Raw genomic sequence first — 13,060 nt, 5'->3', positions numbered from 1 at the left:
GAGAGATTTTAATGCTTGATATAGTGCAGATTATGGAACTTCTTCCGCATCGCTACCCTTTCCTCCTGGTCGACAAGATCGTCGAGATGGAGCCGGGAAAGCGGATCGTCGGCATCAAGAACGTCACCATGAACGAGCCCTTTTTCCAGGGGCACTTCCCCGGATTCCCGGTCATGCCGGGGGTCCTGATCATCGAAGCGATGGCGCAGGTCGCCGCCATCCTGGCCTACAAGGCCGCGGAAGGAGACGCGAAGGATAAGGTCAGCTACTTCATGGCCATCGACAACGCCCGTTTCAGAAAGCCGGTAAAGCCGGGCGACACCCTGAGAATCGAGGTGGAGACCCTGTTCTGCAAGCGCGGCGTCTGGAGCGTAGCGGCCAAGGCCTACGTCGGCGAGACCCTGATGACCGAAGCCGAGCTTAAGGCGACCCTCGGGAGCAAGTAAGCCCTCTTCAGCGGGGGATTCAGGAGAAAGAGATGATTCACAGCACCGCAATAATCCACCCCGGCGCCAAGATCGCCGACGGGGTCGAGATCGGCCCGTACGTCGTCATCGGCGAAAACGTAAGCATCGGCAAGGGGACCAAGATCGGCCCGCACACCGTGATCGACGGCTGGACCGAGGTAGGCGAGGACAACAACATCTTCCACATGGCCTCAGTGGGAGCCGTCCCCCAGGACCTGAAGTACAAAGGGGAGAAAACCTGGCTCAAGATCGGAAACGGCAACACCATCAGGGAGTTCGCCAGCCTGCACCTGGGAACCGTGACCGGCGACGGCGAGACCACCGTCGGCGACGGGAACCTCTTCATGGCCTACTCGCACGTGGCCCACGACTGCCACATCGGCAACCATGTCATCATGGCCAACTCGGCCACCCTCGCCGGGCACGTCACCGTCGAAGACTACGCCATCATGGGCGGTCTCTCCGCCGTGCTGCAGTTCACCCGGATCGGCGCGCACGTGATGGTCGGCGGCATGACCTCGATCACCCTGGATGTCCCCCCCTACACCATCGTCACCGGCGACCGCAGCGAGTCGAGGCTAAGGGGACTGAACCTGGTCGGGCTGAAAAGGCGCGGCTTCTCCGAGCAGACCGTCTCCAGCCTGAAGAAGGCGTACAAGATCCTGTCGCTTTCCGGCATGAAGCTGACCGATGCGGTGGAGAAGATGAAAAGCGACATACCCACCTGTCCCGAGCTGGAGCACTTCATCTCCTTCATAGAGTCCGCCAAGCGCGGGGTCACTAGGTAGAAGAAGCAGATAAAGATAAAGATAAAGATAGAAGCAGATTAAGACAAAGATAAAGATGAAGGTTGAGACATTGAGGTATTAAGAAGGTTAAGGTTGAGAATTGGCTTTTACTCAATCTTTATCTTTATCTTTATCTAGTTTCACCGAGGTTTGTTTGCAAAAAAAACCAAAGTCCGTGATGATCGTCGCCGGTGAGGCTTCCGGCGAGATGTACGGCGCGAGCATCGCGACCGAGATACGTGCCCTCGCCCCGGAGACCAGGTTCTTCGGAATGGGGGGGGGCAACATGCGCAAGGCCGGCGTGGAGACGCTGGTCGACGCGGACACCATGGCCGTGATGGGGCTGGTCGAGGTGGTCGCACACCTTCCGGTGATCGTCAACGGCTTCAACACCCTCAAGAACAAACTCCGCAGCGATCTTCCCGACCTGTTGATCCTGATCGATTACCCCGACTTCAACCTGAGGCTCGCCAAGGTGGCGAAGAAAGCCGGCGTCAAGGTGCTCTACTTCATCTCCCCGCAGGTGTGGGCCTGGAGAAGCGGACGCGTCAAGGGTATCGGCCGTGTGGTCGACATGATGGCCGTCCTTTTCCCGTTCGAGGTCCCCTTTTACCAAAGCGCCGGCGTGCCGGTGACCTTCGTCGGGCATCCGCTGCTCGACCTGGTACGCCCCACCATGAAAAGGGACGAGGCGCTTTCCTCCCTGGGGCTCGACCCGCAGCGGCGCTGCGTAGGCCTTTTCCCGGGGAGCCGGAAGTCCGAGATCGGGAAGCTTCTGGGGATCATCCTTGAGGCTGCCGGGATCCTGAAAGAGAGGATGCCGGAGCTGCAGTTTGTGCTACCGCTCGCCTCGTCGCTGCGCCGGGAGGATCTCGCCCCGTACCTCTCCGGCTCCAAGGTCGAGGTAAAGGTGGTCTCCGGCCGCAACCACGACGTGATGACCGCCTGCGACGCCGCCGTTTGCGCCTCCGGGACCGTGGTGATGGAGATGGCGCTGGTCGGGACCCCGCACGTGATCATCTACAAGATGTCCACCTTCACCTACGAGGTCGGCAAAAGGGTGATCAACGTGCCGCACATAGGGATCAGCAACATCGTGGCCGAAAAAAGGATGGTGCGGGAACTGGTCCAGCACGAGGCGGAGCCCGTCGCCATCGCGGACGAAGTAGACGCGCTTTTGAACGACGCGGCGTATGCAACAGAGATGCGGGAAGGTTTCGCCGCGATGAGAGTCAAGTTAGGCAGCGGAGGCGCCCTGGGGAGGGTGGCCCGGCTGGCCATGGAGATGATGGGATGAGTGCAGTAGATGAAAAAGGAATTGCCGTTTTCAAGCGGTTAATCAGGTACAGCCGTCCGTACTGGTGGCGCATCGTCATTGCCGCCATCGGATCGCTCGGGGTCGGGGGGATGGACGGCGCCTTCGCGTACCTGGTGGAGCCGGTGCTCAGGAAGATCTTCTCCGGAAAGGACACCGGCATATTCGTGCTGCTTCCCTTCGGCATCATCACGCTTTTCGCCTTGCGCGGCCTGTGCCGCTACACCAACGACTACTTCATGAGAAGTGCGGGGCAACTAGCGGTCCAGGACGTGAGGAACGACCTGTACGAAAGCAACATGAGACTGGGGCTTGGCTACTTCAGCCGCCACGAGACCGGCACCCTCATGTCCCGCGTGTTGAGCGACGTGAGCCTGATGCAGGAAGGGGTCGGCAGTGTCATCACCGGGCTCTTCCGGGACGGCATCTCGGCCCTGTCGCTTCTGTGCGTGATCTTTTACCGGGACTGGCGGCTCGCGCTGATCTCCTTCATCGTGATCCCGCTCACCGTCCTCCCTGCCCAGGAGATAGGCAAGCGCATCAAGAGGCTGGCTCGGCAGGGGCAGGAAAAGATGGGGGATCTGGCCAACATACTCCAGGAGACCTTCTCCGGGATCAAGGTGATCAAGGCGTTCGGGCTGGAGCAGCGTGAGATCGACCGCTTCAGGAAGAGAAACCTCGAGTTCTACTTCTTCACGCGCAAAAACATCAAGTACGAAGGACTCTCCACTCCCATCATGGAGTTCATCACCTCCTTCGGCATCGCCGGCGTGATCTACGTGGGGGGGAGCAACGTCATGCACGGGACGCGCAGCGCCTCGGAATTCTTCTCCTTCATCACCGCCATGGTGCTGGTGTTCAACCCCATCAAGAAGCTCCTGCAGACCTACAACAACATGCAGCGCTCCATTGGTGCGGCGGAGCGGGTTTTCGAGGTCATGGACGAAAAGCCCGAGATCGTCGACGCGCCGGATGCCCGCGACCTGGGGCGCGCGCGCGGCGAGGTGGAATTCCGCGACGTCCACTTCAAGTACGACAACGACTACGTCCTGCAGGGGGTAAACCTCGTGGCTAAAAGGGGTGAAGTTATCGCCCTGGTCGGCCCTTCCGGCGGCGGCAAGACCACGCTGGTCTCGCTCATCACCAGATTCTACGACCCGACCCAGGGGGGTGTCCTCATGGACGGGGCGGATATCCGGCAGCGGACCGTGAAGAACCTCCTGGAGCAGATCGCGCTGGTGGACCAGGAGACCATCCTCTTCAACGACACCATCGCCAACAACATCCGCTACGGCAAGATCGACGCCACCGACGCCGAGGTCGAGGCTGCGGCCCGCGCCGCCTTCGCGCACGACTTCATTCTCGAACTCCCCGAAGGGTATGAGACCAACATCGGCGACCGCGGGGTCCGTCTCTCCGGGGGGCAGCGGCAGAGGCTCTGCATCGCCAGGGCGATCCTCAAGGACGCCCCGATATTGATTCTGGACGAGGCGACCAGCGCCCTGGATACCGAGAGCGAGCAGATGGTGCAGCAGGCGCTCAACAACCTGATGCACAACCGCACTACTTTCGTCATCGCCCACCGTCTTTCCACCATCACCCACGCCGACCGCATCGTCGTGCTTGAGAAGGGGATGGTTGTCGAGATGGGGAACCACCAGGCGCTCCTGGATAACGACGGCCTCTACAGCCGTCTGCACGGGATGCAGTTCAAGGCATAGTAGGAAGGGATCAAGGCCTCCTTTCCCCTCACCCCCGCCCTTCTCCCAGAGGGCGAGGGGATGGACGGCTCTCCTCTTCCCAGAGGGAGGGGCGCTAAAAAGTAACGCGAGCACTCCCTTGCAGTGCCGGAAGAACCTTTCTGCAACGAGGGGATTTAGTTTGAGAGGCTTTTCGATGTTGAAACAGATCAGATGGTACCTGGAGACCGCGCTGTTCGTTGCGGTCTCCTTTGCGGTGGCGCTCCTGCCGGACCGGCTGGCGCTGGCCGCAGGACGGGGAATCGGCCGGCTCTTCTTTGCCCTGGTGCAAGGGCGGCGGCGGATAGCCATCGAAAACATCGCGGCGAGCCTCCCTTTTCTGGAAAGCCAGCCCGGCTGGCGCGGCGGGACGGCCGAGCAGCTGGCGCGGGAAACCTTCGAGAACCTGGGCTGCTGCGTGGTCGAGGTCTGCAAGCTCTACCGCGGCAAGGGACAGGGGCTCATCGACTCGGTCGAGTTCCGGGGGCTGGAGCACTACGAGGCTGCGGCCGCCAAGGGGAAGGGGGTGGCCTTCATCACCGCCCACTGCGGCAACTGGGAACTTCTGGCCCTTTCCTTCGGCCAGCGCTACCACGACATCTCCGTAGTCGCCCGGCGCCAGGACAACCCGTACCTGAACGCGATGATAGAAAAGATCCGCAAGGCGTACGGCAACGGCGTCATCTATAAGGACGGGGCGCTCCGCTCCATGTTCGCAGCGCTCAAGAAGAAGGAGATCGTGGGGATTCTGATCGATCAGGCGGTGCACCCGGACGGCGGGATACTGGTCGACTTCCTGGGGCGTCCGGCGTGGGCCATCCGGCTCCCGGCGCTCATAGGGCGCAAGAGCGGCGCACCGCTCGTGCCCGGTTTCATCCATCGCGAGGGGACCAGGAACATCATCACCCTCTATCCGGAGTACCCCGTTTCCACCCTGGAGGACCCGGAGGAGGCTGCGGCTGAGGACGCGCGGGGGCTGACGCGGTTCATCGAGGAGTACGTGATACAGCACCCCACGCAATGGTACTGGGTGCACAAGCGCTGGAAGAATTCCCCCGCCGCGGCGGATCGGGTTGCCGGGAAATAGCAAACTTCTCCCCTCGCCCTCTGGGGCGGGTGGGAGGGGACGCTGGATAGAACTGTAATTTGATGCCAAGGCTTTGAGGCGCGGAGAAAACTCCGCATGCCAGAGGGTGTTTCGCTGCAATGATCGACTTCATTTACAACCTGCTGCTCTGGCTGCTTCTGCCTTTGCTGGTCCCCTACCATGCCTACCGCTCCTTGAGCCGGGGGAGGCGCACCGCCTTCATGGAGCGCTTCGGGGTCATCCCCGAAGCCGAGCTGGAGCCGCTCAAAGGCAAGAGGACCATCCTGGTCCACGCCGTCTCGGTGGGGGAGACCCTCGCCGCCCAACCGCTCCTCAAGGGGATCCGCTCGCGCTTCCCGGAGCACCGGGTCGTGATCACCAACGTCACCGAGACCGGCCGCGGCGTCGCCCTCAAAAGCAACTCCGCCGATCTCTGCATCTATTTCCCCTTCGATTACCCCTTCGCCGTCCGCGCTGTCCTGAAAAAGGTGAGCCCCGACCTCGTAGTCATCATGGAGACCGAGATCTGGCCCAACTTCATCAAGGAGGCAGGGAAGCTCGGCATCCCGGTGCTCCTCGCCAACGGCCGCATCTCCGACCGCTCCCTTTCGCGCTACCTCCGTTTCTCATGGTTCTTCCGCCCCGTGCTGCAAAGGCTATCCGCCCTCTGCATGCAAAGCGCCGAGGACGCAAGCCGCATCGAGGCCATAGGGGCGAGGCCTGAGACGGTCCACGTCGCGGGGAACCTGAAGTACGACATCCCGCTGCGGCCGAAGCACCCGGGAGAGGTGTCCTGGATCAAGGCGAAGTACGGCATCCCCGAAGGGGCTTTCGTCTTCACCGCCGCCAGCACCCACGAGGGGGAGGAGGGCTTGGTCCTGGAGGCGTACCGCATGCTCTTGTCGGCGCGGCCGGAGAGTTTCCTCGTCCTCGCCCCGCGCCACCCGGAGCGCGCCGCCGGCGTCGCCGAACAGGTGAAAAAGAGCGGCTTCAGCTTCCGGCGCCGCTCGCAGCTGGAGGCGGAACCCGCGCCCCAGCAGCCGGGGGAGGTGTTCATCCTGGACACGGTCGGCGAACTCGCGGGACTTTACGGCGCCTCGGACCTCGTTTTCGTCGGGGGCTCGCTGGTCCCTACCGGAGGGCACAACCCGCTGGAGCCCGCGGCCTGCGGCATCCCGGTCCTCTTCGGGCCGCACATGGAGAACTTCCGCGAGATTGCGGCCACCTTCCTCGCCAAGGAAGCGGGCATTCAGCTCGCCGGAGCGGCCGAGCTGGGGGAGAAGCTGGTATCTCTTTCCGGGGACGCAGCCGGCCGGGACACGATGGGGCGCAACGGCGCGGGGATCCTCGCCGAAAGCGCCGGCTCCACCACGCGTCACCTCGACGCGATGGCGGCAAGCCTTGGGGGAAGCCGTGGCTGATCTGGAATCCTATTTCAAGGAATTGATGGACGGCAAGCGCGCCGGGTGGAAGGACCGGCTCGCTCTCGCCGGGCTGCGCTTGGCCTCGCTCCCCTACGCCCTGGCGTTGAGGCTCCGCGCGCTCGGCTACGCGGCCGGCCTCATCCCGTCGCACCGGCTCCCGCGCCCGGTCATCTCGGTGGGGAACGTCACCCTGGGGGGGACCGGCAAGACCCCGACCGTCGCCTGGCTCGCCTCCTACCTCATCGGGCGCGGCAAGAGGGTCGCCGTTCTCTCGCGCGGTTACGGCGGGAGCGCGGAAGGAGAGCTGCGCATCGTAAGCGACGGCAATAACCTCCTCGTGGGGCCGATCGAGGCGGGGGACGAGCCCTGCCTTTTGGCGCGCAAGGTGCCGGGGCTCATGGTGGTGACCGGGGCGGACCGCTACCGGGCGGGGCTTCTGGCGCTCAAGGAGCTGAACCCGGACGTCTTCATCCTGGACGACGGCTTCCAGCACCTGAAGCTCAAGCGCGACCTGAACCTGCTGCTTCTCGACTGCAGGCGACCCTTCGGCAACGACCGGGTGCTTCCGGCCGGGTACCTGCGGGAACCCAAGAGTGCCATCGGGCGCGCCGACCTGGTCCTCTTTACCCGCTGCCAGCCCGAGAGCGCCCCGCAGCTCGCGAACCTCGCCACGCCTTCTTGCCGCTCGCTGCACCGGCTGAACGGCTGCGCTCCTCTGCAAGGGGGGGAGCCGCTGGCTTTCTCCGCTCTGAAGGGGGAGCGCTGCATGGCCTTTGCCGGCATTGCCGACCCGGCAGGGTTCTTCGACAGCCTGGAAAAGGAGGGGGTGCAACTGGTGACCACCCTCGCTTTTTCGGACCACATCTGCTATGGTGACGCCGAAATTGCGGCCGTTTTGCGCCTGAAGAAGGCGTCGAGGTCGGCTTTCATGGTGACGACGGAGAAGGACGCGGTGAAGCTCGCCCCCTTCATGGACCAACTGGGGACCGTCTACGTCGCGCGGCTCGATCTGGAGCTTCTCGATGCAACGCTTTTGCAAGAGATGCTGGAGAGGATCTGTGCCGCTTAGCTGCGATTGGCTGCGGATCGTGATCTGCCCAGCCTGCCGACCTGCCGGAGCTATCGATGAAGAAGACAACGGGGCACCCGCCGGCAGCGGCGAGGCGTGCGCGGTGGATAAGGAGCGTTGATGTTTGCCTCACAGAGTGAAAGGCGCGGCGGCAAAAGGATCTTGGTGCTGCGCTACCGGTTCATCGGGGACACCATCCTCACCATACCTTTCCTGAGGAATCTCAGAAAGGCGGAGCCGGACGCCCATATCGCCTGGGTGCTGGCCCCGGGGTCGGCCGAGGTGGCCGACGGGATACCGTACGTCGACGAATTGATCTTCTGGGATCCCCCGACCATACATGCGGACAGCCGCTCCACCCACAAGACCATGGGGGACAAGCTGGGTTTTATCCGGCAACTGCGGTCCCGTCGTTTTGACAAGGTCTACGTGCTGAAACGCTCGTTCGGCAGCGCGGTGATCGGGCTTCTTTCCGGCGCGCGCTCCAGGGTGGGTTTCTCTACCGAGGGGCGCCGCTTCTTGCTCACCAAGGGGGTGCCGTACAACCACGGCCAGCATGAGGTGCAAAACTTTCTCGACGTTCTTCGCGCGGACGGGGTGCCGGTAACCGACGACTACCTGGAAGCCTGGCTCTCCCACGAGGAGCAGGCGTTCGCCGACGGCTTCTTCAAGGAGAGAGGTGTCGACCCGGGCGAGAAGGTTATCGCCATACACCCCTTTGCCGCCAACGAGACCCGCGGATGGCATCTCGACAACTTCATCGAACTGGCGCGGCTCCTCCAGGAGCGTTACGGCGCCCGCATACTTTTTCTTGGGGGGCCAAGAGACCGCGAGGCGCTGGTCCCGATCCGGGCGGCGCTCCCGGTAACGCCGCTGGAGGCCGTAGGCGCCACTACGCTGCGCCAAACCATGGCCATCTTGTCGCGCTGCAACATGCTTGTGTGCAACGACAGCGGCATCATGCACCTGGGGGCGTCGCTCCAGGTGCCGCTGGTGGCGCTTTTCGGGCCCCAGTCGCCGGTGAAGTTCGGCCCCTGGGGAGCCCGTTGCAGGGTGATCTACCGCAAGTACCCCTGCAGCCCTTGCCGGCAGAAGTTCTTCGAAGAATGCAAGCCCTCGGCAAGGATGAAGCCGGAGTGCGTAGAGGCGATCACCGTCGATGAAGTGATGGGCGAGGTCGCTGTTTTGTGGGAAGGGCGCTAGCGGGCGCTGAGAGCTCGCTCTTGCGGGAAACATCTACGAGGTATTTCAGTGTCATCAGGTAACGCTATGGTCCAGTCCGGCAAAAGGGTCCCCATCTCTGCCTTCGTCATCACCAAAAACGAGGAGGCGAAAATTGGGGCCTGCCTTGCCTCGCTTTCCTTTCTGGACGAGATAGTGGTCGTCGACGATTTCAGCACGGACAGCACCCCCGATATCTGCCGCTCCCATGGCGTAACGTTGCATCAGCACCGCTTCACGGGATTCAAGGACCAGAAGAGCTACGCCATGTCGCTGGTGCGAAACGACTGGGTGCTGGAACTCGACGCCGACGAGAGGGTTTCGGACCAGATGCGGGACGCGATACTGGCCCTGAAAGAAGAGGACCTGGCCCGCTACGGCTGTTTCGAGTTCAAGCGCAAGACGCGCTTTTGGGGGAAGTGGATCAAGCACGCCTCCCTCTACCCGGACTACAAGCCGAGGCTTTACTGCCGGGTCAACGGGAGATGGAGCGACGGCAACGTGCACGAGCGGTTCATCACGCAAGGCGCGACCGGCAAGCTCGCCGGCGAGATACTGCACGAGCAGGACCTGGACCTCTACACCTACTTCCTGCGCACCGCGCGCTACTCCGACCTTTCGGCAGCCGATTACTTCGCCCGCGGCAGAAGAACCAGCTGGCATCACGTGACCGTCCGCCCCGTGGCGACCTTCCTGACCCGTTACCTGATACGGCTGGGGTTCCTCGAGGGGGTGCATGGGTTCGTCATCTCGGCCATGGGCGCGCTGGGGACCTTCATGAAGTACATGAAGCTTTACGAAATCCAGCGCAAAAGCCGCGGCGGGCTCGGCGGACAGGCGGGATAACCGAGTAACCTGAAGAGAAAGAGAAGAGTTTATGCGTGTACTGATCATCAAGGCGTCGGCGCTTGGCGACATCATCAGCGCCCTGCCGGTTCTTGACTACCTGAGGCAGGCCTCCCCCGGCATCGAGATCGACTGGGTGGTGGAAGAGCCGTTCCGGGAACTTTTGGAAGGAAACCCGCTCATAGCCCAGCTGCACACGGTGCGGACCAAGGCGTGGCGCAAGCGCCCCTTTCTCCCCGCCCACTGGAGCGAGGTGGCCCGGTTGAAGGAGGCACTGCGGGAGCGCGAATACGCCTTCGTCTTCGACATCCAGGGGAACCTGAAGAGCGGCCTGATCTGCTGGCTCTCTGGGGCGGCTGACCGGATCGGGTTCGATTCACCCGAACTGCAGGAGTCGGTGAATTCCCTCTTTACCACCCGCAGAATACCGATGCGGCGTCAGGACTACCACGTCACCCAGAAATGCCTGCGCCTGGTCTCCGTCCCTTTCGGCAAGGATTTCAGCCAGATGACGCTCCGGTCGAGCATCGCCACCTCGGCCGAGGACGACGCCAACGCTGAAGCGCTCCTGGCGACCCTCTCCGACGGGCTGGTGTTCCTGTTCCAGTACGGCACCACCTGGCAGACCAAGTTCTGGAGCAAGAAGAGCTGGGTAGCCCTCGGGCGGGAGGTATTGGAGCAGTTCCCGGACGCCTCCATTCTGTTCCCCTGGGGCAATGAAGGGGAGCGCGCCGCTGTGGCCGGGATCGCCGCGGAAATAGGGGCCGGGAGCAGGGTTCTCGACCGCTACTCGCTTAAGGGGCTCACCGCTCTCTTGAAGAAGGTCGACCTGGTGGTCGGGGGCGATACCGGACCGGTGCACCTGGCGGCCGCAGTAGGGACCCCCACCGTCTCCTTTTACCGGGCGAGCGACGGCAAAAGAAGCGGCCCTCTCGGGGAGCGGCACGTGGTGCTGCAGTCGCCCATGCACTGCACCAAATGTTTCCGGACCAAGTGCGACAAGGACACCCAGTGCAGCGATTCCATCAAGGTGGAGGCGGTGCTTGCCGGGATCGTCAGGCTGCTCTCCTGACGAAGCCGACTGCATCGGCAGGAGAGCAGCCGTTGCCACGGCCTGAGCGCTCATCTTTCGGTGCAGCGAAAGCATGCCCAAATCCTTTTTAGTCACCCGTTAAGGAAAACATGGTTTCAGCGATCAGCATAGTAATCCCGAATTACAACGGTGAAAGCCTGCTACGGGCCAACCTCCCCTCCATCGTGGCAGCAATGGAGCATTGGGGGGGGGAGTCCGAGTTGATCATCGTCGACGATTGCAGCACGGACGGCAGTTGCGCATTTATACGCGACGCATTCCCGATGGCGAAACTGATCGTCAATGCCGTCAACGCCGGTTTTTCCAAGACCTGCAACGTCGGCATGGCCGCCGTCAGGCATCCCGTGGCATTTTGCATAAACAGCGATGTCGAGGTGAGTGTCGACTTCATCGCCCCCTTGCTGAAGCACTTCGACGACGCCGATGTTTTTGCCGTCACTCCCACGATATTGGCCGAGCGCGAAGGGCGGAACCAGGGGGTGGTCGTCGGCCTGTACGGCAAGGGTTTCCTCAAAGGGGGCTTCGCGCCGATAGGGGAAACCCACCCCGTCCGGGAGAACATGTACGCGGTGGGGGCCTGCGTCGCGTACCGCATGGAGATGTTCCGGACGCTGGGAGGTTACGCCGAGATCTACTCCCCGTACCTTTTCGAGGACGTGGACCTCTCCTACCGGGCCTGGAAGCGGGGGTGGAAAAGTCTCTACGATCCTGCAACCACCGTCTGGCACTATTCGAGCGCTACCATCGGCAAAACCAAGAAAAACGTGAAAAGGACCGTGTACTTCCGTAACCGCTTTCTCTTTCACTGGATAAACCTGACCGATGGCCCCTTTCTCTTCAGGCACTGCCTGCACGTCCTGCTGCGGCTGGCGGTGAGCTTTCTCTGGCTCGATTTCACCTACTACAAGGCCTTCTACCGGGCACTGCAGCTGCTGGGCGAGGTGCGCAGGCTGCGAAAAGAGGTGGTCGGCCACCTGAAAATTGGAGATGCCGAGATTGTGAGCAGGACGGGAAGAGCCGGCTCATGAGTCCGCCGCGGGTCACCGTCTGTATACCGTCCTACAATTGCGCGGCCTTTCTGGCCGAAGCGATCGAGTCCGTGCTGGCACAGAGCTTCACCGACTACGAGCTCCTGATCCTCGACGACTGCTCCAGCGACCAAAGCAGCCGGATTGCAGCGCAGTACGCGGCACAGGATGCGCGCATCATCACCTGGGTGCACCAGGAAAATCTCGGCATGGTGCAGAACTGGAACACCTGCCTGAATGCTGCGCGCGGGGATTACATCAAGTTCCTGCTCTGCGACGACCTCCACTGTTCGCCCGAAGCGTTGCATAAGATGGTGCAGGTCCTAGACCGTCACCCCGCCGTGTCGCTGGTGGCGAGCGCACGGAACATCATCGACGAGCACTCCCAGGTGATCAAGGTGCTCAGTTCCCTGCCGGCGCATCTGGAGCTAAGCGGCACCGAGATGATGAACCTTTGCCTGTACACCCAGAAGAACCTGATTGGTGAGCCCTCCGTGGCAATGTTCAGGAAAAGCCAGGGGGCGCGGGGGTTCAACAGCAGGTACAACCAACTGGTGGACCTGGAGATGTGGTTCCACCTGCTGGCCCAGGGGAGCCTCGCCTATCTGGACGAGCCTTTGGCTTCCTTCCGGGTGCACGGCGAGCAGCAGACGCGGAAGAACGTGCGGAACTTGGTGCACGTCGAGGAGATGCTCGCCCTGCTGGACGAATATGGCCCGCAGGCGCAGCTATCTGCGAGTACACCGGCGGGACGGTTCCTGGCGTACAACCAGCTGTACCGCATATGGAAGGGGTACAAAAGCAGGCTCATCAGCAGGGAAGCTGCTCTGGCGAGGATCTCGCGCCGCCTGCCGCAGGGGAAGTTCTTTTTGCAGATCCCCCTGTACAAGCTGCTGAACCCGTTTTGGAAGTTTTCTTGCCGCGCGCGCATTCGAGGGCTGAGGTAGAAAAAGGCACGTCTTGAGAAAACGATAATCTCAGTG

The 13,060-nt window shown here is 62.3% G+C and carries 12 protein-coding genes; all 12 read left to right on the top strand.

Features of this window, described 5'->3' with window-relative positions; genetic code table 11:
• Positions 1-11 precede the first annotated feature (11 nt).
• Positions 12-446: a 3-hydroxyacyl-ACP dehydratase FabZ gene (gene fabZ / locus K419_RS0110435; RefSeq protein ID WP_026841536.1), complete on the top strand. Its 435-nt coding sequence runs from the start codon at positions 12-14 to the stop codon at positions 444-446.
• 32 nt (positions 447-478) lie between these two features.
• On the top strand, positions 479-1,255 hold the full coding sequence (lpxA, locus tag K419_RS0110430) for an acyl-ACP--UDP-N-acetylglucosamine O-acyltransferase (RefSeq protein ID WP_026841535.1): 777 nt from the start codon (positions 479-481) through the stop codon (positions 1,253-1,255).
• Between the two features lie 154 nt (positions 1,256-1,409).
• Positions 1,410-2,552 (top strand): lipid-A-disaccharide synthase, encoded by a 1,143-nt coding sequence (lpxB, locus tag K419_RS0110425; RefSeq protein ID WP_026841534.1) that lies wholly within the window; start codon positions 1,410-1,412, stop codon positions 2,550-2,552.
• The gene (msbA, locus tag K419_RS0110420; protein WP_026841533.1) at positions 2,549-4,291 is read left to right on the top strand and encodes a lipid A export permease/ATP-binding protein MsbA; all 1,743 of its coding nucleotides are present in this window, start codon (positions 2,549-2,551) and stop codon (positions 4,289-4,291) included. The genes lpxB and msbA overlap by 4 nt, the downstream gene beginning before the upstream one ends.
• A 175-nt stretch (positions 4,292-4,466) precedes the next feature.
• Positions 4,467-5,396: a lysophospholipid acyltransferase family protein gene (locus K419_RS0110415; protein WP_026841532.1), complete on the top strand. Its 930-nt coding sequence runs from the start codon at positions 4,467-4,469 to the stop codon at positions 5,394-5,396.
• Positions 5,397-5,515: 119 nt separating this feature from the next.
• Positions 5,516-6,817: a 3-deoxy-D-manno-octulosonic acid transferase gene (locus K419_RS0110410; protein ID WP_026841531.1), complete on the top strand. Its 1,302-nt coding sequence runs from the start codon at positions 5,516-5,518 to the stop codon at positions 6,815-6,817.
• 25 nt (positions 6,818-6,842) lie between these two features.
• Entirely contained in the window at positions 6,843-7,889 is a 1,047-nt protein-coding gene (gene lpxK, locus K419_RS0110405; RefSeq protein ID WP_035497145.1) for a tetraacyldisaccharide 4'-kinase, read from the top strand.
• 120 nt (positions 7,890-8,009) lie between these two features.
• On the top strand, positions 8,010-9,092 hold the full coding sequence (locus K419_RS0110400; RefSeq protein WP_026841529.1) for a glycosyltransferase family 9 protein: 1,083 nt from the start codon (positions 8,010-8,012) through the stop codon (positions 9,090-9,092).
• 48 nt (positions 9,093-9,140) lie between these two features.
• Positions 9,141-9,956, top strand: coding sequence for a glycosyltransferase family 2 protein (locus K419_RS0110395; RefSeq protein WP_156912202.1), 816 nt, complete (start codon positions 9,141-9,143; stop codon positions 9,954-9,956).
• Positions 9,957-9,987: 31 nt separating this feature from the next.
• Positions 9,988-11,028: a lipopolysaccharide heptosyltransferase I gene (waaC, locus tag K419_RS0110390; protein ID WP_026841527.1), complete on the top strand. Its 1,041-nt coding sequence runs from the start codon at positions 9,988-9,990 to the stop codon at positions 11,026-11,028.
• Positions 11,029-11,138: 110 nt separating this feature from the next.
• On the top strand, positions 11,139-12,077 hold the full coding sequence (locus K419_RS0110385; RefSeq protein WP_026841526.1) for a glycosyltransferase family 2 protein: 939 nt from the start codon (positions 11,139-11,141) through the stop codon (positions 12,075-12,077).
• A complete protein-coding gene (locus tag K419_RS21930; RefSeq protein ID WP_051292979.1) occupies positions 12,074-13,024 on the top strand; it encodes a glycosyltransferase family 2 protein in 951 nt (316 codons plus the stop codon). The genes K419_RS0110385 and K419_RS21930 overlap by 4 nt, the downstream gene beginning before the upstream one ends.
• Positions 13,025-13,060: the final 36 nt, after the last annotated feature.

Source organism: Citrifermentans bremense R1, assembly GCF_000426865.1.
GTDB lineage: Bacteria > Desulfobacterota > Desulfuromonadia > Geobacterales > Geobacteraceae > Geomonas > Geomonas bremensis.
Note: the sequence above shows the minus strand (reverse complement) of the source record. Positions and strands in the feature narration are given on the sequence as shown.

Excerpts from the sequence above, each read along its gene's own strand:
- fabZ (WP_026841536.1), top strand. The coding sequence starts at position 12 with ATGCTTGATATAGTGCAGATTATGGAACTTCTTCCGCATCGCTACCCT.
- lpxA (WP_026841535.1), top strand. The coding sequence starts at position 479 with ATGATTCACAGCACCGCAATAATCCACCCCGGCGCCAAGATCGCCGAC.
- msbA (WP_026841533.1), top strand. The coding sequence starts at position 2,549 with ATGAGTGCAGTAGATGAAAAAGGAATTGCCGTTTTCAAGCGGTTAATC.
- K419_RS0110415 (WP_026841532.1), top strand. The coding sequence starts at position 4,467 with ATGTTGAAACAGATCAGATGGTACCTGGAGACCGCGCTGTTCGTTGCG.
- K419_RS0110410 (WP_026841531.1), top strand. The coding sequence starts at position 5,516 with ATGATCGACTTCATTTACAACCTGCTGCTCTGGCTGCTTCTGCCTTTG.
- lpxK (WP_035497145.1), top strand. The coding sequence starts at position 6,843 with ATGGACGGCAAGCGCGCCGGGTGGAAGGACCGGCTCGCTCTCGCCGGG.
- K419_RS0110400 (WP_026841529.1), top strand. The coding sequence starts at position 8,010 with ATGTTTGCCTCACAGAGTGAAAGGCGCGGCGGCAAAAGGATCTTGGTG.
- waaC (WP_026841527.1), top strand. The coding sequence starts at position 9,988 with ATGCGTGTACTGATCATCAAGGCGTCGGCGCTTGGCGACATCATCAGC.
- K419_RS0110385 (WP_026841526.1), top strand. The coding sequence starts at position 11,139 with ATGGTTTCAGCGATCAGCATAGTAATCCCGAATTACAACGGTGAAAGC.
- K419_RS21930 (WP_051292979.1), top strand. The coding sequence starts at position 12,074 with ATGAGTCCGCCGCGGGTCACCGTCTGTATACCGTCCTACAATTGCGCG.